This is a genomic window from Desulfovibrio piger (assembly GCF_951793255.1).
In the GTDB taxonomy this organism is placed as follows: Bacteria; Desulfobacterota; Desulfovibrionia; order Desulfovibrionales; family Desulfovibrionaceae; genus Desulfovibrio.
Map to the genome: position 1 here is coordinate 911766 of NZ_OX636706.1, position 24303 is coordinate 936068.

At 65.1% G+C, this 24303-nt stretch carries 22 protein-coding genes; 12 read left to right on the forward strand and 10 right to left on the reverse strand.

The annotated features are described in order from the left end of the window. The first annotated feature begins 2 nt into the window (after positions 1 to 2). Positions 3 to 515, forward strand: a complete 513-nt coding sequence (gene def / locus Q4I12_RS04250; protein ID WP_297137788.1) for a peptide deformylase — start codon at positions 3 to 5, stop codon at positions 513 to 515. After that, positions 494 to 1483 (forward strand): methionyl-tRNA formyltransferase, encoded by a 990-nt coding sequence (gene fmt / locus Q4I12_RS04255; protein WP_297137789.1) that lies wholly within the window; start codon positions 494 to 496, stop codon positions 1481 to 1483. Before def ends, fmt begins: the two co-directional genes overlap by 22 nt. Positions 1484 to 1858: 375 nt before the next feature. Here fmt and Q4I12_RS04260 read toward each other — a convergent pair whose 3' ends face one another. Both Q4I12_RS04260 and Q4I12_RS04265 read right to left on the reverse strand, forming a co-directional pair. Then, positions 1859 to 3727 carry a heavy metal translocating P-type ATPase gene (locus Q4I12_RS04260; RefSeq protein ID WP_302260706.1) on the reverse strand — a complete coding sequence of 623 codons (1869 nt, stop codon included), beginning with the start codon at positions 3725 to 3727 and terminating at the stop codon, positions 1859 to 1861. Positions 3728 to 3906: 179 nt separating this feature from the next. After that, positions 3907 to 4182, reverse strand: coding sequence for a metal-sensing transcriptional repressor (locus Q4I12_RS04265; protein WP_168936177.1), 276 nt, complete (start codon positions 4180 to 4182; stop codon positions 3907 to 3909). A gap of 585 nt (positions 4183 to 4767) precedes the next feature. Between Q4I12_RS04265 and Q4I12_RS04270 the strand changes: the two genes are divergently transcribed. Together Q4I12_RS04270 and Q4I12_RS04275 are read left to right on the forward strand one after the other, a co-directional pair. Continuing rightward, a complete protein-coding gene (locus Q4I12_RS04270) occupies positions 4768 to 5613 on the forward strand; it encodes a DUF116 domain-containing protein (protein ID WP_168936178.1) in 846 nt (281 codons plus the stop codon). A gap of 5 nt (positions 5614 to 5618) precedes the next feature. Then, entirely contained in the window at positions 5619 to 7136 is a 1518-nt protein-coding gene (locus Q4I12_RS04275; protein WP_302260710.1) for a transcription antitermination factor NusB, read from the forward strand. A gap of 259 nt (positions 7137 to 7395) precedes the next feature. On the opposite strand, the gene Q4I12_RS04280 is transcribed toward Q4I12_RS04275, so the two are convergent. Then, positions 7396 to 8409 carry a ParB/RepB/Spo0J family partition protein gene (locus Q4I12_RS04280; protein WP_300705564.1) on the reverse strand — a complete coding sequence of 338 codons (1014 nt, stop codon included), beginning with the start codon at positions 8407 to 8409 and terminating at the stop codon, positions 7396 to 7398. Between the two features lie 80 nt (positions 8410 to 8489). Between Q4I12_RS04280 and Q4I12_RS04285 the strand changes: the two genes are divergently transcribed. Beyond that, the gene (locus tag Q4I12_RS04285; RefSeq protein ID WP_302260712.1) at positions 8490 to 8891 is read left to right on the forward strand and encodes a hypothetical protein; all 402 of its coding nucleotides are present in this window, start codon (positions 8490 to 8492) and stop codon (positions 8889 to 8891) included. A 129-nt stretch (positions 8892 to 9020) separates the two neighbouring features. Here Q4I12_RS04285 and Q4I12_RS04290 read toward each other — a convergent pair whose 3' ends face one another. Beyond that, positions 9021 to 9806 (reverse strand): ParA family protein, encoded by a 786-nt coding sequence (locus Q4I12_RS04290; protein WP_168936181.1) that lies wholly within the window; start codon positions 9804 to 9806, stop codon positions 9021 to 9023. A gap of 270 nt (positions 9807 to 10076) precedes the next feature. Between Q4I12_RS04290 and Q4I12_RS04295 the strand changes: the two genes are divergently transcribed. Then, the gene (locus Q4I12_RS04295) at positions 10077 to 10478 is read left to right on the forward strand and encodes a response regulator (protein ID WP_168936182.1); all 402 of its coding nucleotides are present in this window, start codon (positions 10077 to 10079) and stop codon (positions 10476 to 10478) included. A gap of 9 nt (positions 10479 to 10487) precedes the next feature. Next, complete coding sequence (locus Q4I12_RS04300; protein ID WP_302260714.1) at positions 10488 to 11303, forward strand: DsbA family protein; 816 nt, start codon at positions 10488 to 10490, stop codon at positions 11301 to 11303. Between the two features lie 582 nt (positions 11304 to 11885). Here Q4I12_RS04300 and Q4I12_RS04305 read toward each other — a convergent pair. The 3 genes from Q4I12_RS04305 to Q4I12_RS04315 all read right to left on the reverse strand — a co-directional run bounded on the left by Q4I12_RS04305 (position 11886) and on the right by Q4I12_RS04315 (position 14865). Next, entirely contained in the window at positions 11886 to 12368 is a 483-nt protein-coding gene (locus tag Q4I12_RS04305) for a C40 family peptidase (protein ID WP_168936184.1), read from the reverse strand. Positions 12369 to 12842: 474 nt separating this feature from the next. Beyond that, entirely contained in the window at positions 12843 to 14405 is a 1563-nt protein-coding gene (locus Q4I12_RS04310; protein WP_168936185.1) for an ammonia-forming cytochrome c nitrite reductase subunit c552, read from the reverse strand. Continuing rightward, positions 14398 to 14865, reverse strand: a complete 468-nt coding sequence (locus tag Q4I12_RS04315; RefSeq protein WP_006006938.1) for a NapC/NirT family cytochrome c — start codon at positions 14863 to 14865, stop codon at positions 14398 to 14400. Before Q4I12_RS04315 ends, Q4I12_RS04310 begins: the two co-directional genes overlap by 8 nt. Before the next feature lie 311 nt (positions 14866 to 15176). Here Q4I12_RS04315 and Q4I12_RS04320 point away from each other — a divergent pair, with 311 nt between their 5' ends. From Q4I12_RS04320 to tnpA (Q4I12_RS04340), 5 genes are all read left to right on the forward strand, one after another. Continuing rightward, the gene (locus Q4I12_RS04320; protein ID WP_302260716.1) at positions 15177 to 17516 is read left to right on the forward strand and encodes an ATP-binding protein; all 2340 of its coding nucleotides are present in this window, start codon (positions 15177 to 15179) and stop codon (positions 17514 to 17516) included. Positions 17517 to 17803: 287 nt separating this feature from the next. Then, positions 17804 to 19243, forward strand: coding sequence for a sigma-54-dependent transcriptional regulator (locus Q4I12_RS04325; RefSeq protein WP_297159552.1), 1440 nt, complete (start codon positions 17804 to 17806; stop codon positions 19241 to 19243). A gap of 110 nt (positions 19244 to 19353) precedes the next feature. After that, a complete protein-coding gene (locus Q4I12_RS04330) occupies positions 19354 to 19614 on the forward strand; it encodes a hypothetical protein (RefSeq protein WP_006006945.1) in 261 nt (86 codons plus the stop codon). A 407-nt stretch (positions 19615 to 20021) separates the two neighbouring features. Continuing rightward, the gene (tnpA, locus tag Q4I12_RS04335) at positions 20022 to 20477 is read left to right on the forward strand and encodes an IS200/IS605 family transposase (protein WP_072333439.1); all 456 of its coding nucleotides are present in this window, start codon (positions 20022 to 20024) and stop codon (positions 20475 to 20477) included. A 271-nt stretch (positions 20478 to 20748) separates the two neighbouring features. After that, a complete protein-coding gene (gene tnpA / locus Q4I12_RS04340; RefSeq protein ID WP_072333439.1) occupies positions 20749 to 21204 on the forward strand; it encodes an IS200/IS605 family transposase in 456 nt (151 codons plus the stop codon). A 196-nt stretch (positions 21205 to 21400) separates the two neighbouring features. Here tnpA (Q4I12_RS04340) and Q4I12_RS04345 read toward each other — a convergent pair whose 3' ends face one another. From Q4I12_RS04345 to Q4I12_RS04355, 3 genes are all read right to left on the reverse strand, one after another. Beyond that, entirely contained in the window at positions 21401 to 22399 is a 999-nt protein-coding gene (locus tag Q4I12_RS04345; RefSeq protein WP_302260718.1) for a glycosyltransferase family 2 protein, read from the reverse strand. Between the two features lie 186 nt (positions 22400 to 22585). Continuing rightward, positions 22586 to 22855, reverse strand: coding sequence for a GtrA family protein (locus Q4I12_RS04350; protein WP_302260720.1), 270 nt, complete (start codon positions 22853 to 22855; stop codon positions 22586 to 22588). A gap of 93 nt (positions 22856 to 22948) precedes the next feature. After that, positions 22949 to 24091, reverse strand: coding sequence for a DegT/DnrJ/EryC1/StrS family aminotransferase (locus Q4I12_RS04355; RefSeq protein WP_168935319.1), 1143 nt, complete (start codon positions 24089 to 24091; stop codon positions 22949 to 22951). Positions 24092 to 24303 lie beyond the last annotated feature (212 nt).

The following is a 24303-nucleotide window of genomic DNA, read 5'->3' on the forward strand; positions in this document are numbered from 1 at the left end:
CCATGATTCTGGATATTGTGACCTATCCTGCTGCCAGCCTGAAGGAAAAATGCGTGCCCGTGACGGAGATCACCGACGAGATCCGCCAGCTGGCCGCCGACATGCTGGAGACCATGTACGAGGCCCCCGGCGTGGGGCTGGCCGCCCCGCAGGTGGGCCGTAATATCCGCATGCTGGTCATGGACCCCGCCGCGCAGGACGAGGAGAAGCAGCCCCGGGTCGTCATCAACCCCGAACTGACCCTGAGCGAGGACACCGTGCTCAGCCGTCAGGAAGGCTGCCTCTCCGTGCCCCTCAACTACCGGGCCGACGTGCAGCGCGCCGAGCGCGTGCACCTGCGTTACATGGATCTGGACGGCAAGATCGTGGAAGAGAATCTGGAAGGATTCCCGGCCATCGTCATCCAGCATGAGGCCGACCATCTGGACGGCACCCTCTTCATCGACCGCATCGGCCGTCTGCGCCGTTCCCTGTACGACACCCGGGTGAAGAAATGGCTCAAACGCAAAGGATAGTCTTCATGGGGACTCCGGACCTGGCCGCCGCCGTGCTGCGGCGGCTGGTCCGGTGGCCCGGCGGCGACGTGGTGGCCGTCTACACCCAGCCTGACCGGCCGGCTGGCCGGGGCCACAAGCTGACGCCCTCGCCGGTGAAAAAGCTGGCCCTGGAGCTGGGCCTGCCCGTGCACCAGCCCCTGAACTTCCGTCAGGAAGGCGCGGTGGACGAGCTGGCCTCCCTCAAGCCCGACCTGCTGGTGGTGGCCGCCTACGGCCTCATCCTGCCGCAGGCCGTGCTGGACATCCCCACGGTGGACACCCTCAACGTGCACACCTCCCTGCTGCCGCGTTACCGCGGCGCCGCGCCCATCCAGCGCGCCGTCATGGAAAACTGGCAGCCCGGTGACGTGACGGGCGTGTCCATCATGCGCATCGTGCCCGCCCTCGACGCCGGGCCGGTCTACGCCCAGTGCGAGGTGCCCATCGGCGAGCATACGGCGGGCAGCCTGCATGACGCCCTGGCCGAAGCCGGGGGCGAGCTGCTGCTCACGGTGCTGGACCAGCTCCGCGACGGCAGCGCCCAGCCTCGGGAACAGGACGAGAGCCGCGTCACCTACGCCGCCAAGCTGGCCAAGGAAGACGGCTATATCGACTGGGCCCGTCCGGCCGCCGAGGTCCACGCCCGCATCCGCGGCGTGACGCCCTGGCCCGGTGCGCGTCTCCAGGCCCGTTTCGACGGGCAGGACGAGCTGCTGCCCCTGCTGCTCCAGCCCGGTCGCGTGGACGAGCCCTGCGACGGTGTGCAGCCCGGCAGCCTGCGTACGGACAAGAAAGGCCTGTGCGTGGCCTGTGCCGATCGCTGGTACCGCCTGCTGGTGGTGCGCCCCCAGGGCCGCAAGGACATGGAGGCCGCGGCCTTCGTCAACGGCCATCTGCGCCCGGCCCAGCATGGCGTGTGCGGCATGGCCGTGCCTTTTGGCGAGTAGATATTTTTTGTGGGGGAAGGGGCGTTTTTTGTAAAAACCGCCCCTTCCCTCACGCCCCCAACCCTGAAAAAACGTTATCCAGGTGACGTCACCCGTCCCCGTCGTTGACCGGCGGGCAGTGACAGCGCACATGGACCGAAAAGAGAGAGGAAAGGCCGCTCCGTCAGGAGCGGCCTTTCTGTTTTTTCTGCGGGTGACTGTTGGTTTTGGCAGTCTCTGGATTTGGGGAGTGGATCGTCAGTGCGAGATACGGCATCCCCTGGAGCATATTTTCCTGAATAAAACGCGCTGAGGAAGGGATGGGGGGCAGGGGGAAGGGGAACCCCTCTCGCGTTGGCAGAGGGGTTCCCCTTCCCCTGAAAAACAGTGCCGGTCCTACCTTCCGGCCTCCTTGTGGCGCCAGTTCAGGAGCAGGGCCGAATTGATGATGACCAGCACCGAACCGGCGTTGTGGACGAGAGCGCCCAGCACCGGCGAGAGCAGGCCGCCCATGGCCAGGAAGATGGCCGCGAAATTGAGGATCATGGAGAAGGACAGATTGAGGGTGATGGTGCGCATCATGCGCCGGGACAGGGCGAAGATGTGCGGCAGTTCCTTGATGTCGTCATGCACCAGGGCCATGTCGGCGGCGTCCACGGCGATGTCGCTGCCGATGCCGCCCATGGCCACGCCCACGAAGGCCTTTTTCAGGGCGGGGGCGTCATTGATGCCGTCACCGATCATGCAGACGGGCCGCTCCTGACGCTGGCTGTCCGCGATCCATTCCAGCTTGTCGGCGGGCAGGCAGTTGGCGCGCACACCGTCCAGGGCCAGGCCCGCGCTGACGCTGCGGGCGGCGGCCTCGTTGTCGCCGGTCAGCAGCATGGTGGACACGCCCGCGTCCCGCAGACCCTGCAGGGTGGCGGCAGCCGTGTTGCGCAGGCTGTCGGCCAGGGCGATGAAACCGGCAAAATGGCCGTCCAAGGCCACATAGACAAGACTCTGGCCCGCATCCAGGGCGCGCTGCGCTTCTTCCTTGTCCGTGGGGGACAGGGCGATGCCGTTATCCTGCAACAGGGCAGCGTTGCCCGCCAGCAGCGCATGGCCGTCCACACGAGCGGAGACACCGCGCCCGGGCAGCATGCGGAAATCCTCGGCTTCGGGGATGTCCCGCGTGCCCGCGTCCCGCACGATGGCCTTGCCCAGCGGGTGTTCGGAGCGCCGCTCCGCGGCGGCGGTCAGAAGGTGCAGCTGCTGCGGCGCGAGTTCGGGCAGGGCGCTGTGCACATGGGCCACGCCGGGAGTGCCCCGGGTGAGGGTGCCGGTCTTGTCGAAGGCCACGACCCTGACGCGGGCCAGACGCTCCAGCGCGTCCCCTTCCTTGACCAGGACGCCGTGGCGGGTGGCATTGCCGATGGCGGCCATGATGGCCGTGGGCGTGGCCAGCACCAGGGCGCAGGGACAGAAGACCACCAGGATGGTCACGGCGCGCAGCACTTCGCCGGTCACGATCCAGGTGCCCGCAGCGGCGGTCAGGGCCGTGACCACGATCCAGGTGGCCCAGCGGTCGGCCAGGCTCACGATACGGGCCTTGCCCGCGTCGGCGGACTGCACCAGGCGGATCATGCGCTGCAGGGAGCTGTCCTCGCCCACCTTGACGGCGCGCATGTCGAAGGCCCCGAACTGGTTCACCGTGCCGCTGGACACCGTATCGCCGGGGCCCTTGTCCACGGGCAGGGACTCGCCGGTCATGACCGACTGGTCGATGGCCGTCTGGCCGCTGACGATGATGCCGTCCACCGGTATGGTCTCGCCGGGCAGCACGCGCAGCAGGTCGTCCACGCGTACCTCTTCGGCGGGGATGATGCTCTCGGCCGTGCCGTCCAGGCGCCGGGCCGTGCGCGGGGTCAGATGCACCAGCCGCTCGATGCCCGCCCGGGCCTTGGCCACGGTGCGTTCCTCCAGCAGGGCGCCCAGCTGCATGATGAAGGCCACCTCACCGGCGGCGAAGATCTCGCCGATAATGACGGACGCCAGCAGGGCCAGCGAGACCAGCACGTCGGCCTTGATGTCGAAGCGCGTGAACAGGCCTTCGGCGCCTTCCTTGATGATGGGCACGCCGCACAGCAGCACGGCCAGCCAGGCCGGATCCACAGGACCGGGGACAACTTCCAGAAAACTCAGCAGCAGGGCCACTGCCGAGATACCCAGGGCCAGTGCCTGCCGGGGTTCTTCCCTGAGCCATTCCTTGACGTCTGCCAGCATGGGGCCTCCTTGTCTGTCCGGGGGCGTCATGGGCATCCACAGGTCCGGCATGTGCGGAAGGCTCTGCGGCGGATGTGCGCGGGGACAGGCGGGGTGGAAATGTATTGGATCGGCCCTCAAGATACCTATAGGGGTATAGGTAGTCAAGCAGGGGACAAAAAAAAGCCGGGCAGGCCCGGCTAGCTGCGACGGGAAAAATGTTCCACGGCCTTGGCAAAGGCCGCGATGGTGGCGTCGGCATCCCCGTGTTCGATGCCGTCGCGCACGCAGTGCTGCAAATGGCCTTCCAGCACGATCTGGCCCACCCGGTGCAGGGCGCCCTTGACCGCGTTGATCTGGATGAGGATGTCCTCGCAGGGCACGTCCTTGTCGATCATCTGGTCGATGGCCTGCAACTGGCCCATGAGCTTCTTCATCCGGCGGTGCAGGTTCTCCGCATCCATGCATTGTCTCATACGTCCTCCTTTCAGGGCAGGGGACATTATTGCGGGCCGTCTGTCAAGAGGAGGGCGGATACGGGGAGGGGGCAGGCCAGGTTCCGGCGCCTGTCCATCTGCCGTCTTCCTGCCGTCCGCGTCCCGAAGCCATCGTGTCCATGCGGACGGGCAGGGGGCGCAGCAGGGCGACCTTTTCCGGTGGAGAGTCCTACACCGGGCCGGGAAGTATCCCGCACCCTCTGCAGGCATGAGCCGGAAAGGGCGCATCCGTCGTGCCTGCTCACAAAGGGGAGAGCTCCAGCTCCAGGGGGACAGGTACGATGGCTGTGGTGAAAAGGAGGGGGCAGGCACAGGCAGTCTTCCTGCCGGGAGGGAAGGCAAGGGGCATCTGTTGTCCCGGCGGGCTTTGGTGTAGGATGGCAGCGCTGTGACCATGACGACAAGTCCGTCCGGTGTGTCCTGAAGGCCCCTGTCATGGCGGGCCATATGAGCGCTTTTCTTTCTTTTTTTGATGCCCGGCATGGCTGATGAACAAAAATGCCGTACAGGGCATCTGTGGGCCATTTCGGCCGTGTGGCCGTTTTTGGCCTTCACTGGAGTCCTATGCTACGAAAGTCTCCCTATTCCCTGCCCGCCAGTCAGTACGGCGGCGGGCGCAAGCGCATCTTCATCGGCCTGATGCTGGCCTCCTGCTGCGTGGCCTGTCTGGCTCTGGCCTTCTTCCTCATCCTGCCCTGGTCGGACTATGGCCAGACCCTCACCTGGCTGCCGCTGCTGTGCATGCTGGTGGGCGGGGCAGGCATCCTGGCCCTGATCTGGATGTGCGGCACGCTGGTCTGGCATGTCTACACGGGGCGCTATCTCCCCGGGGTGAGCAGCGTGCGCCATGTGACCATCCGCCTGTTCTTCCCGCTCATGGAGCTGCTGGCCAAGGTGGTGCGCATGGAGCGCAAGCGGGTGCGGCATTCCTTCATCAAGGTCAACAACGAACTGGTGCTGGCCGACCGCCCGCGCGTGCGGCCGGAGCGGCTGCTCCTGCTGCTGCCGCACTGCATCCAGCGCAGCGCCTGCCCGCACCGTCTCAACCATAATGTGGACCTATGCCGCCGTTGCGGACAATGCCCCGTGGGCGGCCTGCTGCAGCTGCGGGACCGTTACGGTTTCCATCTGGCGCTGGCCACCGGCGGGACCATCGCCCGGCGCATCGTGGTCCAGACGCGGCCCCGCATGATCATCGCCGTGGCCTGCGAACGGGACCTCACCTCCGGCATCCAGGACAGCTACCCCTTGCCGGTCTTCGGCATCCTCAACCAGCGCCCCTGCGGCCCCTGTCTGGACACGCTGGTGTCCCTTGCGGCCGTGGAGGGGGCCGTGCGCCTGTTCCTCGGGCTTGAGGACAGCGCGGAGACCGGAGATAACGCTAAAAATAATCATTTTATTTCAAAGTGATACCTATGATAGGAACAAAAAGGAAAGCAGGCCGGGATACGGCCGGTCAGGCCTTTGCCGCTGAAGGCAACGGCCATTTTACGGAAAGCCGCCGTCTGCGGCAGCTCCCGCCCGCGGCCCCGGCCCTGGCCCTGCGGGCCCTGTGTCTGCTGGACAGCGCCTTCAGTGCGGGCTGCACCATCCAGGCGGCCCTGCAGCAGGTGCTGGAAGACACGGCCCGGCGGCAGGAAGGCGGTCTGGCCGAGCGTGACCGGCATCTGGCGGCGGAGCTGGCTTACGGTACCCTGCGCATGGAGAACCGTCTGGCCTTCGTGCTGGGCAAGGTGCTGCGGCAGCCGCTCAAGCTGCCCCTGCCGTTGCGGCGGTTGCTGGCCGTGGCGGCCTACGGCCTGCTGTTCCTGGATCGTCTGCCTGCCCATGCCGTCCTGCATACGGCCGTGGATCTGGCCCGGCAGCTCTACGGGCCGGGGCTGGCCAAGGTGGTCAACGGCAGCCTGCGTTCCGTGCAGCGCTTGGGCGATTCCGTCCGGACGCCGGATTTCTATGCCGGACCTGCGGATGAAGAAACGTTTTTTGCCGAGGATGCGGCCGCGGCCCGCAAGTTGCGCAGCCTTGCCCTGCCGGAAGCAGAACTGCGGCTGGCCCGCTTCCATGCCGTGCCGCGCTGGCTGGTGGCCCTGTGGCAACAGGCCTACGGTGACGAGGCTTGCCGGGCCCTGCTGGCCCGTTCCGGGGCGCGCCCCTGGCAGGCGCTGCGCGTCAATGCCTCGCGTCCCCAGGCTGCGACCCTGAAACAGGCCTTGCTGGCCTGTGTCCCGGCGGACGGTCCCGCGCCGCAGGCCGTGGGGCGCTGGGGCGTGGCCTTCGCGCCCGGGCAGACGCCTGCCGCCGTGCAGGGCGAGGCGCTTGCCCGTCTGCTGGAGCAGGGGGCCCTTTCGCAGCAGGCGGCGGCCTCGCAGGAAGTGATGGCCGCGCTGGGGCTGGAAGACTGGCTGGGCCGTGGCTGGCCCGTATGGGATGCCTGTGCCGGTTACGGCGGCAAGAGCGTGCAATTGCTGGAGCAGGGCGGTGACGTGCGCCTGTGCACGGACCGCAGCTTCTCCCGTCTGCGGCAGGTGCCGGGGCATTGCCGCCGTCTGGGCCTTGCGTTGCCGCATCTGGCCCTGGCCGATGCTTCCCGGCCGCCCGTCGTCCGCTGGCAGGGCGGCATCATCGCCGATGTGCCGTGCAGCGGCCTGGGCGTGCTGGCCCGCCGTCCCGATCTGCGGCGTCGTCCCCGGACGGCCCTTGCCGAGCACGCCGACCTGCAACGGGCCATCCTCAAGGCTCTGGCCGCACGTCTGGAGCCCGGCGCCGAGCTGGCCTACATCACCTGTACCCTGCATCCGCTGGAGAACGAGCAGGCCGTGGACTGGCTGCTGGCGGAAGACAGCGGCCTGGAGCGCCTTGTGCAATGGCAGACGCCCCACGATCACCCCTGGCTGGAAGGCATGTTCGCCGCCCGCCTGCGGCGGCGTGGGTAGGGGAGAAGATGCTTGAGGGGGCACGGTGTATCCTGACCGGATACACCGTGCCCCCTGTTGTTTTTTGTCACTCTGGTGGAAAGAGTTCCTGACCATTTTTACAGGGAGGGGATCACCGTCTTTCAGACAACGGCGGGGACCCTCCGGCCAGACCGGAAGAAAGGTTTTTTCAGGGATGGGGAGAGCGCGAGAGGGGAAGGGGCAGTTTTTACAAAAAACGCCCCTTCCCCTCTCGCCATTATATTTCTTTCCCTCCCGGCTACTGTCGGGGGGTCTTGGCATCCACCGGGGCCGCGATGGCTTCCCCGGCGGGCTCGTCTTCAGGGATGTGGCAGTGCAGGCGGTTCAGCAGGGCTTCCAGCTCCTGGGGGCTGGTGTAGCGCAGGGTGATGCGGCCGCTTTCCATATCGCCGCTGACGCGGGCCTTGCAGGGCAGGGCGGCGCAGAGGCTTTTTTGCAGGGCGGCGATCTGGGGCAGCTTTTTGCGCTTGCAGGGGGCGGGCCGCTGCGGGGCGGCTTCGCTGGCGGCGGTCCAGGGCAGGCGCTGTTCCTCGCGCCAGAGGGCCACGGCCTCTTCGGCCTGGCGCACGCTCAGGGACTCGCTGATGATATGGCTGCGCAGCACTTCGGCGGCGGCCAGGGCGCGCTCGTCATTGCCCAGGGCCAGCAGGCAGCGGGCATGACCGGCGCTGAGGCGGCCGTGATGGAGATCGTCCTGCGCGGCGGGCGAAAGCTGGAGCAGGCGCAGGGCATTGGCGATGGCCGGGCGGCTCTTGCCCAGGCGGGCGGCCAGGGCCTCCTGCGTCAGCTTGAGGGTCTCGCGCAGCTGCTGCAGTGCCTGGGCCTCTTCCATGGGATTGAGGTCTTCGCGCTGCAGGTTCTCGATAAGGGCGGCGGCCATGACTTCGGCATCGCTCATCTCGCGCACGTGCACGGGCACCTGCCCGAGGCCCGCCTGACGGGCGGCCCGCCAGCGGCGTTCTCCGGCCACGATCTGGTAGTGGCCGGGCCTGTCGGCCAGGGGGCGCACCAGCAGGGGCTGGATGATGCCCTGTTCGCGGATGGAGGCCGCCAGTTCGGCCAGGGATTCGGCGTCGAAGGTCTGGCGGGGCTGGCTGGGATTGGCATGCAGATGGGACAGGGGCAGCAGGGTGGGGCTGTGTTCCGTGCCCGTCTCTTTTTCCGGCGAATCGTTCTTTTCCTGCCGGGCGGCGCCCATATCCGTACGGCGCAACAGGGCGTCCAGGCCGCGGCCGAGACCTTTGCTACTCATGCTCTCTCCTTGACATCATGCCGTGCTGGCGGCACTTTTTACGACAGTGATTGCCCCAAAACTTTTGACCAGAGGAAACCATGTCCAACAAGCATCTTCTGTACCTGACCGACCGTCAGGGAAATCTGGAAGGGGTGCAGCTTTCTGCCGCCCTGTGGTCGCATTGCGAGGCGGCCGTCGTCAAGGCCCTGAAGGCCATGGAGCCCCCCCTGGAGCACCTGAACGACGAGCCCGTGGCTGATTTCGAGCGACTGCTCCAGTTCTGGGATTTCCGTTATCCGTACAGCCCCGAGGTCACCTGTCCGCATTGCGGCGCCCATACCGCCGACTGGCGCGACGACCCCGCGCATCCGTTCCATCTGACCACGGCCAATCTGGGCGGCCTGCTGGTCTTCCGTTGCAAGAGCTGCCAGTCCACGGTGCGCCAGAAGCATTTCCGCGACCACATGGCCGTGGAATGCACGCCGTACAATCCTGACTAGTTTTGCCGGCGGTGCTTCCCGTTGCCGCTGTTTTTTGCCGGGCTTTGCCCGGCTTTTTTTATGCCCGCCTCTCGGGCATGACGGCGGGGCTTTCCGGCTTTTCAGGAAGACCGGCCGTCATGTGTTTTTTTAGCGCGGCTGCGGCATGCGGGCGGGATCGCGCAGGGCCACTTCCTTGGCAAGGTTGAGGTAGGCGTCGGCGCCCTTGGACTTGATGTCGTAGTGGATGATGGACTTGCCGTGGCTGGGGGCTTCGGAAAGGCGCACGTTGCGCGGGATGACCGTCTCGAAGAGGTGGTCGGGGAAGCAGCGCTGCACTTCGTCGCGCACTTCGCGGGTCAGGCGGTTGCGGGCATCGTACATGGTCAGCACCACGCCCAGCAGGTTCAGTTTGGGATTGAGGCGTTTTTTGACCAGTTCGAAGGTCTGCAGCAGTTTGACGATACCTTCCAGGGCGAAAAACTCGCACTGCAGGGGGATGAGCAGTTCCTGCGAGGCGCAGAGGGAGTTGAGGGTCAGCAGGCCCAGGGACGGCGGGCAGTCGATGATGATGTAATCGTACTCCGTGCCCAGCGGTTCGAGGCAGTCGCGCAGGTAGAACTCGCGGGCCATCTTATCCACCAGTTCCAGTTCCACGGCCACCAGGTTGGTGCTGGCGGGCAGCACGTCGAGGAAGGGCGTGCGGGTGCTGCTGATGCTCTCGTGGATGTTCTCCGGCGTATAGAAGGTGGAGTAGAGGTCGTGATGCAGGTCTTCCTGGGCGATACCGATACCGCTGGTGCTGTTGGCCTGGGGGTCACAGTCCACCAGCAGCACGCGCTTTTCCATGACGGCCAGTGCGGCGGAAAGGTTGATGGCGGTGGTCGTCTTGCCGACGCCGCCTTTTTGGTTGGCTATGGAAATGATGCGCGCCATGCTGTCCTCCGGGCTGTGTTTCACGGGAAACAGGGGGAGCTGTTTCACGGGAAACAAACAAAAAAGTGAGGCCCCTCTGCCGGGGCCGCCATCTGCGGAACAAAATAAAGAAAAGCCCGGCAAATGGGAAGACGTGAACCGTCCGTGACAAAAAAATGCCGGTATGTCCGGCGGCATCGCTGTCCCCGCCATCGCCCGGGGCAGGGGTTCTTGCCCCGGATTCCGTTTCTGGCTAAAATCAGCGCCGCATTGCAACAAGGAGTTGGTTCCATGGCTGATACGCGCATTCTTCTGGTGGATGACGAAAAGGAAGTGACGGCCCTGCTGGCCAAGCGTCTTGTACGGCGCGGCTACCAGTGTGACACGGCGGCGGACGGCCTGCAGGCCGTGGAAGCCATGCGCGAACAGCCTTTTCCCATCGTCGTCATGGATGTGAAGATGCCCAATATGGACGGCATCGCCGCCCTCAAGATCATCGTGGAGCAGTGGCCCACCGCCCAGGTGATCCTGCTTTCCGGCCATGCGGACATGCAGCTTGCCGTGCAGGCCATGAGCGAAGGCGCTTTCGGCTACCTGATGAAACCTGTCGATTTTGATGAACTCCTGTTCAAAATCGAAGATGCCGCCATGCAGAGCCGGCTTGAAGGGCCGGAAAGCGACATGGCGCGATAGGATATTTGCATGAAGAAACTGTTCCGTCCTCTGGTGCTGGGCGGTATCCTTTTGCTGGCGGTGGGCCTGGCCCCCGTCATGGATACGACTCCCGCCCGTGCCGCCACCGTCACCGACGCCAACCTGAAGCAGATGCTGGAGGATCTGCTGCGCGAACATCCCGAGATCGTCCTGGACGTGCTGCGCTCCCACAGCGAAGACGTGCTGGACATCGCCCAGGCGGGCGCCAATGCGCGCCGCAAGGCCGCCCTGGAAGCCCAGTGGCACAAGGAAGTGAAGAACACTCCCCAAAAGCAGATCTCGCTGTCGGGCCGCCCGGTCAAGGGCAATGCGGCGGCGCCGGTGCGCATCGTGGCCTTTTCGGACTTCACCTGCCACTATTGCCAGCAGGCCACCCATGTGCTGGACGAGATCATGAAGAAATACGGCAAGAACGTCAGCCTGGTCTACAAGCACATGCCGCTGGACGAGCAGGGCCCCGGCATGCTGGCCGCCCGCTACTTCGTGGCCGTGGCCGCGCAGAGCGAGAGCAAGGCCTGGAAGTTCTATGACGCCATGTACGCCGACCGCGACCGCCTGCTGCTGGAAGGCCAGAAGTTCGTGGACGATGTCTGCGACAAGCTGGGCCTGGACAAGGACCGCCTGAAAAAGGACGCCGCCAGCGACAAGACGGCCCGGATCATCGCCCAGGATCTGGACGATGCCAAAAAGCTGAAGATCGACGGCACGCCCTGCTTCCTGGTCAATGGCCTGATGGTGCGGGGCGCACTGTCCGAACCCCTGTTCGAAGCGGCCGTGGACATCGCTCTGGAAGCGGCACGCTAACATCTGATCGTGACCGTACGAAGACCGGCTGCGGGATGCCCCGTATGCCGGTCTTTTTTTTTATGGCTTCGGGCCGGGCCGAAGACGGGATGGGCCTGCCGGGACGGAGGCGCGGGAAGGATGGCAGTGCCCGTTGTGCGGTGGAGTCTTTTGGCCGGGCTGTCCGGGGGCGGGCATCCGTCCGGAAAGCAGGGGGACTATCGGGACGGTCCGAAGGTCCGTTCTTGTTGAAAAGGACAGCGCGTGCCGCTGACGTCCGTCATGTGTGCGGGATGGTCCGGCAGGAAAGGAAGAGACCGCCGATGCGAGGGGGCGGACAAGGCAAAGGACAGCCCGGAGGCTGCCCTTTATGTGAAGGCCGGGCGTGGCGAAACGCCCGTCAAGATTAGCTGGAATAAAAAGTGGAAATCTCACTGCAACGCTACGTCAAAAAACTCCTGATGGCAAGATGCCAGCCCCTGCGCCCGCAGAGGAAAAAGGCCGGTATGCGGGAAAGGGCGGCCTGTCGGGCCGGATGTCTGGAAAAAAGGCACAAAAAAAGCGCGGTCGCCCGCGCTTTTTTCGTCCTTTCCTGCAAAGGGATCAGATGACGATGCGGCGTACCGCGATGAGCCTGTTGCCCCAGTAGGGCTGCATGTTCTCCCGGCGTACGGTCTTGCCGCGGCTGGGGCTGTGGATGAAGGTATTGTTGCCGGCATAGATGCCGGTATGCAGGCCGCGGGGGCCGCTGCTGGTCCTGAAGACCATGATGTCGCCGGGCCGGGGCGAGCTCTTGGGCACGGCATATCCGGCCCGCGCCTGATCCACGGTCACACGCGGGACCTTGAGGCCGTTCTGGCGGTAGGCCCACCAGATGAGGCCCGAGCAGTCGAAACCGCGGGAGGGAGAGGCCCCGCCCATGCGGTATTGCTTGCCTTCCTGGCTGGAGGCCGTGCGTACGATGTTCTGGGCCCGCTGGGGATTGTTGTAGCCGGGATCGTCCGGCTGGAACATGGCACAGCCCGATGCGCTGCCCAGGATCAGGGCCAGGAAAAATATCTGAAAAAGACGGCGATAGGTTCTCATGATCCGCTCTGCCTGAAAGTTTGAAAGTCACGGCGTGGAGATGCCGTCGGAAAAACTGTTTTCCAGATGCAAAGCAAATACCGGGCCAAAAAGACTCACCTTAGGGTGCTTTTATAAATATCAAGCAAAAACAGATAGATGTCGTTTAAAGGAACAGTATGCCAGCTCATAGGAACAGACAAAAATCTGTCATCCTTTTCGCATGAAAGAGGGCGGGCGTCAAAGTTTCCACGCCGCCGGAGCCGCCGTGCGGCTGCTGTGGCAGGGGCCTAAAAAAAGGGGGCCCCTTGCGGGGCCCCGGGGGTGGAGGATGAGGCATGGCCGGGCGGGACCGGGCCGTTGCGGGAAAGGTCGGGGAGGGGGAGGGGAATCCCCTCCCCGATGCGGCCCGTGGGCCGTGCCCGCGCTGCTGTTTTCCTCAGGACGAGGCGGGACCGGCAGGGCCGCCGATCCCGTTTCAGGGCTGTCGAGGCCCTAGCGGGCGCTCAGTTCCTGACCGTCCCACACCTGTTCGGCCTTGGGCAGCACGGGCAGGAGCTGCGTCCAGGGATGCTGCTTCAGGAAATCGGCATCCTGCTGCAGCTTGCGGCTCATGTTCAGGATGGGCGGCACGATCTGCTTGATGTCCCCGGCCAGGGCGGGGCTGATGCTGTAGCCGGTGGCCTGTTCGGCCAGGGCCACGGCCTTGTGGCTGAACTCCATGGAGCTCATGAGGGTGTCCAGGGCCTTGGCGGGGTTATGGAAGCCCACGCTGTTCTCGGCGGACACATAGTCCCAGTAGAGCTGGCCCTTGCGGACCATCTCGCGGGCCTCGGCCATCAGGCTGTCATAATTGGCGGCGCGCTGTTCGGCGGGCACCGCGTTGGCCAGGCGCACGGCCTCGTGGGCGCGCACGGATTCTTCCTGGGCCTTGAGCAGCTGCCTGAAGGTCTTCTCCTGGGTGTAGAGCACGCGGCCGCGCAGGTAGTCGGCGGTCTTGTCGGCATGGCACTGGCGGCAGGCGCGCAGCTCGGGGTCCTTGAGCGGCGAGGTCATCCAGTGGCTGGAGACCTTCTTGCCGTCCACGCGCTGGTAGGGCATGTGGCAGTCCGCGCAGGAGACGCCGGCGGCGCCGTGGGTGCCGTCGATGAAGGTCTCGTACTCGGGATGCTGCATCTTGATCATGGGCACCTTGGAGGCCGCATGCACCCAGTCGGTGAAGGGCCCGCTGCTGCCGTCGGCCTGCTTGGGCCCGTGGCTCTTGTAGTATTCATACATGTCGCCGGGGCCGAAGCCCTTGTCCCAGGGGAAGACGGGACGGCCCGCGGGCCCGTTGTCCTTGTGGGTGAAGTAGTATTCCACATGGCACTGGGCACAGACCAGGGTGCGCTTCTCGTTGCGGGAGAGCTTGTCCCAGTCCTTGCCGGAACGCTTCAGCCAGTCCTTGAGCGGTTCGGAGTAGGGGCGCAGCTCCATGGTGGCCGGATCGTGGCAGTTGCTGCAGCCGATGGTCTCGTCCATCTCGCTGATGGCGTCCTTGCCGCGGAAGGTGTTCACGTCCTTGGTCCAGAAGGCGTCACCGTACTTGCCGATCCATTCCATCATCTTGGGGGTCTTGCAGTTCCAGCAGGTGGCGGGCAGACCGCCCTTTTCCCCGTAGCGGTTGATGCGGTCGATGTTGACGAAGTCCTTGACGGCATAGGTGTGGCCGCGGGCCTCGTTGTATTCGTACATGAAGGGATAGCCCAGCCAGAGGTTCTTCAGGTAGGGCTGGGCGTGCTTGTAGCCCTTGGGCAGGGGATTCACGTCGTCGTTCTTGTGGAACGGCACCGAGCCCTTGTACTCGGTCATGACGGACGTCTCGTTGTTTTTCTGGTACGAGGCGTACTGATGCGGGAAGGCCTCCTTGTAGGCCGAGATGCGGGTCTCGCCCGCGGGCAGGCCGGTCTTGTATTCCGGGGCCTTCAGTTCGGTGTCCACGTCCTGGCAGCCGCCCAGCAGGGGCAGCGCCAGCAGGGCCGCGGCCGCAAGGGTGAGGCCGAAGAGTCGATTAGTCATAAGCAACCGTCCTTGTGCTGATGGGCTTGTGGCGCATGTGGGCCATATTGCGGTGGCAGTCCACGCAATAGGGCTTGGCATCCATGCTGGCCACTTCGCTGTTGGTGGCAAAGTGGCAGGCCTTGCAATTTTCGTTGACCACGTCGCGGGTGCGCGCGCTGAGCGGGCGGGGGATGTCCTTGCCGGACACGTTGCCCATGAAGTCGCGCAGCCCTTCCTGTGCCTTGAACGGCAGCTTGGCCAGCAGGTTGTGCGGGGCGTGGCATTCGTTGCAGGCGAGCTTGGCATGCGTGGACAGCTTGTGCGTCACGGCGGCCTCCTGCATGATGTGGCAGCTGGCGCAGAACGGACGCTGGTCCGTCGAGACCATGGCAAAAGCCATCACGGCCAGCAGTGCCGCGCCCGCCGCCAGACCACCCAGAAAGACTTTGAGCCAGGGTCCTGTGCGGGGTGTACCCATAAAGAGCCTCCTTCGTTGATATCGCCTCCTGTCCCGCACCAAGGGGCAGGGATGACGATCTGAGCATGACGCCGGTCCCCTCCGGCGTTTGTTCCAAAAAGAGCAAGGGCCGTGCCAGTTTGGCCGCTGTGAGCACGTTCACATTTTTCCTTGTTTTATCAGCCTATTATTGGATCGAAGATTTTCTGTTTTCGGCGGGGCCTTGTGATTTTCAGGAAAAAAAGACAGATTTTCAGAAAAATATGACAACTCCGGCCCTGCTTCCGCCGTCGGGACAGCCCGGCGTGTCCGAACGGGCCGACGGAGGAACCATGTCCGACCCCGAGCGCGTACCGCCGTCCGGCGGGCCCGGACACTGGCGGCGCTGGCTGTTGCCCGTGCTGGCCAGTGCCGCCTGGCTGGTCCTGACCTTTTGCCTGTACCGCCATGCCGTGCAGGGCGAGCAGGCCCACCTGCTGGAGCTCTGCCATACCCGCCTGGCGGCCACGGCCCACCAGCTCATGGATGCCCGTGACTGGAACGCGGGCCACGGGGGCGTCTATGTGCCCCTGAGCGCCTACGGCGAGCCCAATCCCTGGCTGCCGGAAAAGGACAGGACCCTGCAGACCGCCGACGGGCGGACGCTGGTGCTCATGAATCCCGCCTACATGAGCCGCCAGATGGCCGAACGCCTCACCGAGCCCGGCTTCCGTCTGGCCATCGTGGGCCAGGCCCCCCTGCGGCCGGGCAACCGGGCCGATGACTGGGAACGGCGGATACTGGCCACGGCCACGCAGGGCGGGCAGGTCTTCTTCAGCGGGGAGGACTGCCTGCCGCAGGGTCGTCTGCGCCTGCTCAGGACACTGGCCGCACAGGAAAGCTGTCTGCGCTGCCATCAGGGCCACAAGGAAGGGGACATGCTGGGCGGTATCAGCATCAGCATGGATGCCGCCGCCTATGTGCGGGATCTGGAGCGGAAGCAGCGGGAGCTGGGCCTGCTGTACGGTCTGCTGGCCCTGACCGGGGTGCTGGCCGTGGGCGGCATCACCAGCAACCTGACCTTGCGGCGTCTGCAGGCCGAGGAGAAGAGCCGCCTCAAGAGTGCCTTCATGGGGCGTCTCAGTCACGACATGCGTACCCCGCTGGCGGCCATGCTGGGCATGAGCGATCTGCTCGACCGTCAGGACTGCGGGACGGAGCAGCGGCATACGGCCCTGGCCTATCTGCGCCGGGCCTGCGGGGCCCTTCTGGAGATGGTGGACGACATCACCGACCATGCTTCTCTGGAACAGGGGGACGTGCGTTTGCGCTGCCGGACCTTCGACCTGCCCGCCTGCCTGCGGGCCTGCGCTGATCTGTACAGACCGGCGGCGGAGGGCAAGGGGCTGGAGCTGTTGCTGCATCTGGCGCCGCATCTGCCCCGGCAGGTCCGTGGCGACGGTTTCCGCCTGCGGCAGGCCCTGGGCAATCTGGTGAGCAATGCCGTCAAATTCACGGAACGGGGCCGCGTAGACGTGGAGGCAGGCGGAGGACGCCTGGCTTCCGGCGTGTTCCTGCTGCGGCTGGACGTCCGGGACAGCGGGCCCGGGCTGGAGCCCGGCGAGGAAAGGACGGTCTTTGAAAGTTTTTGCCGGGGCAGCGCCGCCGGCGGCAAGCCGGGCACCGGTCTGGGGCTGAACATCGTACGCACCATCGCCCGCCGCATGGGCGGGGACGTGCAGGTGCGTTCCTGTCCCGGACAGGGCTGCACGTTCACGCTGGAAGTGCGTCTGGAGATCGTGGAGGGCGGTCCCGGCCCCAAGTCCGGGCCCCCGTGTCCGGCGGAAGAGGGCATTGCGGCTCCGGCCTCTGCGGCGGGCCCCTTGCAGGGCCTGCGCGTGCTGGTGGCCGAGGATGACGCCGCGGGCCGTTATCTGCTCGAAGTGCGCTTGCGGGAGCAGGGCTGCACCGTGGGCCTTGCCGCGGACGGGGAACAGGTCCTGGACATGCTGGCCGCCGCACCGTGGGACGTCATCCTGCTGGATGCCGGTATGCCGCGCATGGACGGCCTGACCGTGCTGGAGCGCATCCGTACCGGACAGAGCGCCGCGTCCCGGCAGCAGGCGGTGATCGTCCATTCCGCCGGTCTGGCCCCCGGCGAGGAGGCGCGCTTCCGGGCGCTGGGCGTACGGGCCCTGCTGGACAAGCCGGTACCCCCGGCCATGCTGCTGGCCGCATTGCGGGACGTGCCCCGTGGCTGTCCCGGCGACGGTCAGGCGGGGCCGACGCCCTGTGGTGCGGAGGCCGAGGCCCCCGTCATCTGGGACAGGGCGGCCGCACTGGCGGCCGCGGATCAGGACGAGGAGCTGCTGCATACCCTGGTCACGGCCTTGCGGGACGACCTGCCGCGTCTGGAGGCAACTCTGGAAGCCGGCCGAAAACTGGCCGCCGATCCCGCGGTCCCGGCGGCCCGGACGGCGGAGGCCCTGCGCCGGGCGGCCCATGCCCTGAAGAATTCCGCGGCCACGCTCTGTTTTGAGGAGCTTCGTCTCAGGGCGGCGGCTCTGGAGCAGGCGGCCCGGCAGGTGCTGGCGGGCACGCCGGAGAACGCGGCGGGGCTGGGATCTTTGGCGGCGGCCTGTGCCGGGGCTCTGGCGCGTGCCGAAGAAGCTCTGCGGCGGGACAACGGCTGATGCCCCGTCTTCGCGGCGGACCATGCCGCCGTGCCCGTATGCGGGCGGATGGACGGCAGCCGTGGCAGGCGGATAGCTGCCCGGCCGTCCTTCCGGTCGACGGGGCTCTGGTGCCGGGAACGCCGCAGGAAGGACGACGAAGGCCGAAAAGCTTTTGTATCCGGCATCAGCCGGAGAGCGCAGGAAAAAGGGAACGATATACCGGGCAGCAGGCGCGCCCCTGCGCCGCGCCCGGGGATGGCCACAGGGGCAGCTCCGGGACCGCAGGCCCGGGCAGGGAGGCAAGGATGGCCCGTGTGCTGGTAGTGGATGACGAGAACCTGATGCGCACCATGGTGGAGGTGGCCTGCCGCCGTCTGGGGCACGAGGCCCTGTGCGCGGCCACCTTGGCCGAGGGACGGCGTCTGGCGGCCGCGGGCGTGGACGTCATCCTTCTGGACATGCTCCTGCCCGACGGCAACGGTCTGGATGCGCAGCAGGAGCTGGCGGCCCTGCCCGACGCGCCGGACATCGTGGTCATCACGGGCCACGGCGACGGCGATGCGGCGGAAAAAGCCCTGCGCGGCGGTGTCTGGGATTTTCTCATGAAGCCGGTGCGGGTGCGCGATGTGGAAGAGACCCTGAGCCATGTGCTGGAGGCCCGGGACAGGCGGCGCTCGCGCCGGGGCCTGGAACTGGAGCCGGGTCAGGTGGCGGGGAGCGGCCCGGCCATGCAGGCGGCGCTGGCCCAGCTGGAACAGGCGGCGCACAGCGACGTCAACGTCCTGCTGCTGGGCGAGACCGGCGTGGGCAAGGAGCTGTTCGCCCGCACCCTGTACCGCAACAGCCATCGGGCCTCGCGGCCTTTCGTGGCCGTGGACTGCGCCTCCCTGCCGGAAACGCTGGTGGAGAGCCATCTGTTCGGCCATGCCCGGGGGGCCTTCACCGGCGCGGAGCGGGCCAGCGAGGGCCTGTTGCGGGCGGCGCATCAGGGCACGCTCTTCCTGGACGAGGTGGGCGATCTGCCGCAGGGCATACAGAGGGCTTTTTTGCGGGCGCTGGAGCTGCGCCGCTTCCGTCCTGTGGGAGAGGTGCGCGAGGTGGAGAGCGATTTCCGCCTGGTGGCGGCCACCAATCAGGATCTGGAGGCCATGAGCGAGGACGGGCGCTTCCGCAAGGATCTGCTTTACCGCCTGCAGGGCATGACCATCGTGATCCCGCCCCTGCGCCGGCGCCGGGACGAGATCCCCCTGCTGGCACGGCAGGCGGTCATCCGCTGCTGCCGCCGCAACGGCATGGAGGAGAAGGAGCTTTCCCCCCTGCTGCTGGAGATGCTGGCCGAATACGACTGGCCGGGCAATGTGCGCGAGCTGTTCCATACGCTGGAGCGGGCCTGTCTGGCGGCGGAACAGGCGTCCCTGCTGTTGCCCGCGCACCTCGCCACCGGCCTGCGCGTGGCCGTGGCCCGCAGCCGGGCCGGGAAGGGACGCGTGGCGGGCGATGTGCCCGGCGGCAGGGAGGTCTGTCCCCCGCTGGCCGAAGCCGGGGCCTGTAGCGTGCCCGACCTGCCTCCCATGCCGGAAACGGGGCGGGCCTTTCCTTCGTTGCGCAGCTGGCGGCATGAGGCGGAGCGGCACTATGTGGCCCGGGTACGGGCGCTGTGCGGCGACGATGCCCGGGCCGCCGCACGCATGGCCGGTGTCTCTCGCGGGCACTGGTACGAACTGCTGAAAAAATACGGTTTCTAGGCCCGCAGGGTGCTGCCTGAAAAGCGCGCAAAGGCTTGCGGCAGGCCGGGAAAGCGGATACAAGGGGAGAAGGGACATTTCCCAGCTTTGTGAGAAAGGATTACCTAGGCATGAGCAATCCCATTACCGTGAAAGGCTATGTCTGTTCTGTGCCCCGTGCCGCCGATGCGCGGCAGGCCAGTGTGGCTGTGGTGCAGGACGATGTGGAATATCGCATCATCCCTCGTGGCGCCGGTGCCGATCTGGCCGACGAGGTGAGCGCCCTGGTGGAAGTGACCGGCCTGCTGGAGCAGGTGGACGAGGTCAACTACATCCAGGTCCGCGGCTATACGCTGGTGGACGATACTTCTTCCTGGGACGACGACGAATAGCGCTTTCACGGAACGCACGCCGGACCGGTACTGACGCCGGCGGCGGACGTTGCCGCGCTGTTTCCCGGTTACCGCAGGACGGCATGGCCGTCATGTCCACTGCACGTCAGGCGTGCAGGTCTGGGCGTGCGTCCCCGGGAACGTCCTTCGGGACCTGATATGAGGCGAGGCATGCAGGGCATGCCCCGTCTGTTGTCGCACGATATGTGGAGACGGCGGGAACGCATCACGCGTTCCCGCCGTCTTTTTTATTTATGGGCTTTAGCCTGTTGAGCGCCTGACAGGCGCGAAACAAAAAACCACCCGCTATGCGGGTGGAGACAATACGTTATACACACAAAAACACCTTTCCGCTACGATGAAGTTGTTCAAGCCCATCGCAACATTAACGGAAAGGTGTTTTTGTTATGGGAACCAAGGCTCATAGCCTAGCGCATACGAAATGGTTGTGCAAGTATCATATCGTCTTTACTCCAAAATATAGAAGAAAAATAATCTTCGCACAGCTCCGTGAAAGTATAAAAGAAATTCTGCAATGCCTCTGCAAATATAAAGGGGTTGAGATTCTGGAAGGGCATCTGATGCCGGATCATGTCCACATGCTGGTGTCCATTCCTCCTAAAATCAGTGTGGCAAATTTCATGGGCTACCTGAAAGGGAAAAGTTCGTTGATGATATTCGATAAGCACGCAAACCTTAAATATAAGTTTGGCAACAGAAAATTTTGGGCCGAAGGATATTATGTCAGTACGGTGGGGCTTAATGAGGCAACGATCAAAAAATATATCCAGGATCAGGAACGTCACGACATTATGAGAGACAAGCTGACATCACGCGAATATCAAGACCCCTTTAAGGGGTAGCCAAGGCGGCAAGGGCACTGGGCTTGAACAGCGTGAAAGCCAGCGTCTTTAGGCGCAGCCGGTAACAGGCCCTTACAGGGCCAGAGCAAACCACCCGCTTTGCGGGTGGTTCTGATTTATGGGCTTTAGCCTGTTGAGCGCCTGACAGGCGCGAAACAAAAAACCACCCGCTATGCGGGTGGAGACAATACGTTATACACACAAAAACACCTTTCCGCTACGATGAAGTTGTTCAAGCCCATCGCAACATTAACGGAAAGGTGTTTTTGTTATGGGAACCAAGGCTCATAGCCTAGCGCATACGAAATGGTTGTGCAAGTATCATATCGTCTTTACTCCAAAATATAGAAGAAAAATAATCTTCGCACAGCTCCGTGAAAGTATAAAAGAAATTCTGCAATGCCTCTGCAAATATAAAGGGGTTGAGATTCTGGAAGGGCATCTGATGCCGGATCATGTCCACATGCTGGTGTCCATTCCTCCTAAAATCAGTGTGGCAAATTTCATGGGCTACCTGAAAGGGAAAAGTTCGTTGATGATATTCGATAAGCACGCAAACCTTAAATATAAGTTTGGCAACAGAAAATTTTGGGCCGAAGGATATTATGTCAGTACGGTGGGGCTTAATGAGGCAACGATCAAAAAATATATCCAGGATCAGGAACGTCACGACATTATGAGAGACAAGCTGACATCACGCGAATATCAAGACCCCTTTAAGGGGTAGCCAAGGCGGCAAGGGCACTGGGCTTGAACAGCGTGAAAGCCAGCGTCTTTAGGCGCAGCCGGTAACAGGCCCTTACAGGGCCAGAGCAAACCACCCGCTTTGCGGGTGGTTCTGATGGGCATCAGCCTGTTGGGCGCCACGGCCCGAAACGAAAGACCACCCGCCGTGCGGGTGGTCTTGATGTATCCAATATCCCCTAGCGGCGGCGGATCACGGAGGGCAGGGCAAAATACAGACGCGCGGCCAGGTCGAAGCAGGCCCCGGGCAGATAGCTGGCCCACCAGAACAGGCGGTATTTGCGCGAGCCGTCACGCCAGGGCCGGATGACGGCGCGGGCCTCGCTGCCGCGCCCTTCGCGCCACAGGCTCACGGCCTTCTGGAAGGCGGCGCGGCGCGTCAGCAGGCTGACGAGCCCGGGATGCGCCGCATCATAGCCGGGCCAGAGGCGGCGGTGCTTTTCCAGGATGTACAGGGTCTCGTCCGCGAACTGGCCGAACTTGCGGAAGGTGGTGTTGTTGCCGTGCACCCGCCACAGGGTCAGGGGCGCGTCCACATGATCCAGTTCCCAGTCATGGGCCACGCGGTAGAAGATATCGGCCTCCTCGCAAACATTGAGGCTCTCGTCGAACCAGACCGGCGCGCCTCCCTCACGGGCGGGCGGGCAGACCACGCTGTCCAGGGCCGCGCGGGAGAGCATGGCCGAGGACATGGAGATCCACTGCCGTTCCATGAGAGCGGCAAAGGCCTTGCCGCGCTGGGGGCGGGACTCGGCGAACAGGCGCTTCAGCACATGTTTGCCGTCGAAGATCTCGGTATCGGTGCTGACCAGGCCCACATGCGGATCGGCTTCGAAGCAGGCCACCTGACGGGCCAGCTTTTCGGGCCGCCACAGGTCGTCGCAGTCCAGAAAGGCCACATAGCGGCCCCGGCTCCGGGCGATGGCCAGATTGCGGGCCGCGCCCAGGGGCACGGTCTCTTCGCCGCGAAAATAGCGCAGGCGGCCGGCCAGCCCGGCATGGCCCCGGGCTATCTGCGGGCTGCTGTCCGTGGAGCCGTTGTCCCAGAAGATGACCTCGAAATCGGTGAAGGTCTGGGCGGCCAGGCTGTCCAGGGTCTCCTGCAGATGTTCGGAGCTGTTCAGGCAGTTCATGATGACGGAGACCACGGGGGCCTCGGACATGGGGACATGATGCATGGATGTACCTCGCGATGACGGGGACGACAGGTTCATGGAGCGTACGGGCCGGAAGACCCAGAGGCGGCACAGCAGATAGAGGAAGAGCGGGGCCGCCAGGGAGGCGGCAGGCAGGGCCAGACCGTGGGGGACGCCGCACCAGCCGAGCCCCCGGGCGAACAGGTCGCCCAGCCAGAGGCCCGCGCCCTACACCAGGACGAAGCGGGGCAGCATGCGGGCATGGTCGCCGCTCCTGATGCCGAACGTCCAGAAACAGTGCCCGGCATAGGCGGCCAGCAGGGCCAGCAGCCCGGCAAGGCCATGGGCCGCCGGGGCGGGCCAGCGGGCCCAGCTGACGAGCAGATGGCCCGCCCAGAGATAGCAGAGGGTGGCGCTGCTGCCCACCATGCCGAAACGGAGCAGGGAACGGGACAGCAGGCTGCGGGCAAAGGCCGTGGTCTCGGACAGTATCGTCATGGCATGTTTGGGTGGCATGCGCCGGGCATGGCCCCGTACCGGCAGGGGCCGGACGGGCGGAGCCGCCTGCGGCGGCTCCGTTATCGGGAAAGGTCAGGCCAGGGTTGCCGTGATGACGTCGCAGATGTGTTCCACATCGGCGGCGCTCAGGCCGGGATGCATGGGCAGGGTCACCAGTTCGCCGTAAAGCTGCTCCGTCACGGGCAGGGGCAGGGAGCCCGGAGCGGGACGGAACAGGCTCAGCAGATGATTGGGCTTGTAGTGGACGCCCACAGGGATGCCCGCGGCGGTGAGGGCGGCCTTGAGCTCGTCCTTGCGGCCGTTGAGCACGCGCACGCAGACGATGTGCGGCACTACGAAGTCCTGCGGGTCGGCCTGCAGGAGGCGCAGGCCGTCCAGCCCCGCCAGACGCTGCCGGTAGATGTCGCCCAGGGCGCGGCGGGCCGGGATGAATTCCCCGTCCAGACGCGAGAGCTGCACGCGGCCGATGGCGGCCATGATGTTGCTCATGTGGAAGCGCCAGCCGATGCGCTTCACGTCCGGGTCCCAGGTGCGGGTACCGGCAAAGCGGGATCGGGTGTCGCCTTCCACGGAGAGCAGGCGGGCGTCGGCGGCATAGCCGGCTTCCGTGGCATTGAAGAAGACGGCGCAGCCGCCTTCGCCGGAGGTGATGTTCTTGATGCCGTCAAAGCTGAAACAGACCACGTCCCCGAAGCTGCCGATCTTGCGGCCGTGGTGCAGGCAGCCGAAGGCATGGGCGGCGTCTTCGATGACGCGCAGGCCGTGTTCTTTGGCGAAGGCATGGACCTCGTCCAGGTGCCAGGGGTTGCTGGCGTAGTGGACGGGCATGATGGCCAGCGTGTCGGGCGTGATGCGGCGGGCGGCGTCCTTGAGGTCGATGGTGCCGGTCTCGGCCAGCACGTCACAGGCCACGGGCTCGCAACCGGCGGCCTCGATGGCCTGGAAGGAGGCCACGAAGGTCAGGGACGGCACCAGGATCTGCGGCTTGCGGGCGGCATCGCGCGGGGCGATGGCGTCCACGGCCAGGGTCAGGGCGGCGGTGCCCGTGTTGGTGGTCACCACCTGTTCGGGCGCCACGCCCAGATAGGCGGCCAGTTCCTGTTCGAACAGGCAGGTCTCGTGTCCCATGCCCAGATAACCGTCTTCGACGATGACGCGCCGGACGGCTTCGGCCTCGGCTTCGCCCACGATGGAACGGGAAAGACGCATGCTCATGGCATCTCCTCATGTTTCATGGAAAAGTACCGGGCAGAGGCAGCCCGGAACTTTGCAATACGCTCTATCGTACGGCTGGGCAAGCAAGGTGTGGGGGACTTTTGTGCACGGTACGGGGCGGCAGGGCGGGCAGCCGTTCCGGGGCGGCACCCTGCGGTATGTGTGCGGACTGGCTGCTCTTTCGCTCGACCTTTTGCCCTGGCTTTGGCATG

Excerpts from the sequence above, each read along its gene's own strand:
- def (WP_297137788.1), top strand. The coding sequence starts at position 3 with ATGATTCTGGATATTGTGACCTATCCTGCTGCCAGCCTGAAGGAAAAA.
- fmt (WP_297137789.1), top strand. The coding sequence starts at position 494 with ATGGCTCAAACGCAAAGGATAGTCTTCATGGGGACTCCGGACCTGGCC.
- Q4I12_RS04260 (WP_302260706.1), bottom strand. The coding sequence starts at position 3,727 with ATGCTGGCAGACGTCAAGGAATGGCTCAGGGAAGAACCCCGGCAGGCA.
- Q4I12_RS04265 (WP_168936177.1), bottom strand. The coding sequence starts at position 4,182 with ATGAGACAATGCATGGATGCGGAGAACCTGCACCGCCGGATGAAGAAG.
- Q4I12_RS04270 (WP_168936178.1), top strand. The coding sequence starts at position 4,768 with ATGCTACGAAAGTCTCCCTATTCCCTGCCCGCCAGTCAGTACGGCGGC.
- Q4I12_RS04275 (WP_302260710.1), top strand. The coding sequence starts at position 5,619 with ATGATAGGAACAAAAAGGAAAGCAGGCCGGGATACGGCCGGTCAGGCC.
- Q4I12_RS04280 (WP_300705564.1), bottom strand. The coding sequence starts at position 8,409 with ATGAGTAGCAAAGGTCTCGGCCGCGGCCTGGACGCCCTGTTGCGCCGT.
- Q4I12_RS04285 (WP_302260712.1), top strand. The coding sequence starts at position 8,490 with ATGTCCAACAAGCATCTTCTGTACCTGACCGACCGTCAGGGAAATCTG.
- Q4I12_RS04290 (WP_168936181.1), bottom strand. The coding sequence starts at position 9,806 with ATGGCGCGCATCATTTCCATAGCCAACCAAAAAGGCGGCGTCGGCAAG.
- Q4I12_RS04295 (WP_168936182.1), top strand. The coding sequence starts at position 10,077 with ATGGCTGATACGCGCATTCTTCTGGTGGATGACGAAAAGGAAGTGACG.
- Q4I12_RS04300 (WP_302260714.1), top strand. The coding sequence starts at position 10,488 with ATGAAGAAACTGTTCCGTCCTCTGGTGCTGGGCGGTATCCTTTTGCTG.
- Q4I12_RS04305 (WP_168936184.1), bottom strand. The coding sequence starts at position 12,368 with ATGAGAACCTATCGCCGTCTTTTTCAGATATTTTTCCTGGCCCTGATC.
- Q4I12_RS04310 (WP_168936185.1), bottom strand. The coding sequence starts at position 14,405 with ATGACTAATCGACTCTTCGGCCTCACCCTTGCGGCCGCGGCCCTGCTG.
- Q4I12_RS04315 (WP_006006938.1), bottom strand. The coding sequence starts at position 14,865 with ATGGGTACACCCCGCACAGGACCCTGGCTCAAAGTCTTTCTGGGTGGT.
- Q4I12_RS04320 (WP_302260716.1), top strand. The coding sequence starts at position 15,177 with ATGTCCGACCCCGAGCGCGTACCGCCGTCCGGCGGGCCCGGACACTGG.
- Q4I12_RS04325 (WP_297159552.1), top strand. The coding sequence starts at position 17,804 with ATGGCCCGTGTGCTGGTAGTGGATGACGAGAACCTGATGCGCACCATG.
- Q4I12_RS04330 (WP_006006945.1), top strand. The coding sequence starts at position 19,354 with ATGAGCAATCCCATTACCGTGAAAGGCTATGTCTGTTCTGTGCCCCGT.
- tnpA (WP_072333439.1), top strand. The coding sequence starts at position 20,022 with ATGGGAACCAAGGCTCATAGCCTAGCGCATACGAAATGGTTGTGCAAG.
- tnpA (WP_072333439.1), top strand. The coding sequence starts at position 20,749 with ATGGGAACCAAGGCTCATAGCCTAGCGCATACGAAATGGTTGTGCAAG.
- Q4I12_RS04345 (WP_302260718.1), bottom strand. The coding sequence starts at position 22,399 with ATGCATCATGTCCCCATGTCCGAGGCCCCCGTGGTCTCCGTCATCATG.
- Q4I12_RS04350 (WP_302260720.1), bottom strand. The coding sequence starts at position 22,855 with ATGACGATACTGTCCGAGACCACGGCCTTTGCCCGCAGCCTGCTGTCC.
- Q4I12_RS04355 (WP_168935319.1), bottom strand. The coding sequence starts at position 24,091 with ATGAGCATGCGTCTTTCCCGTTCCATCGTGGGCGAAGCCGAGGCCGAA.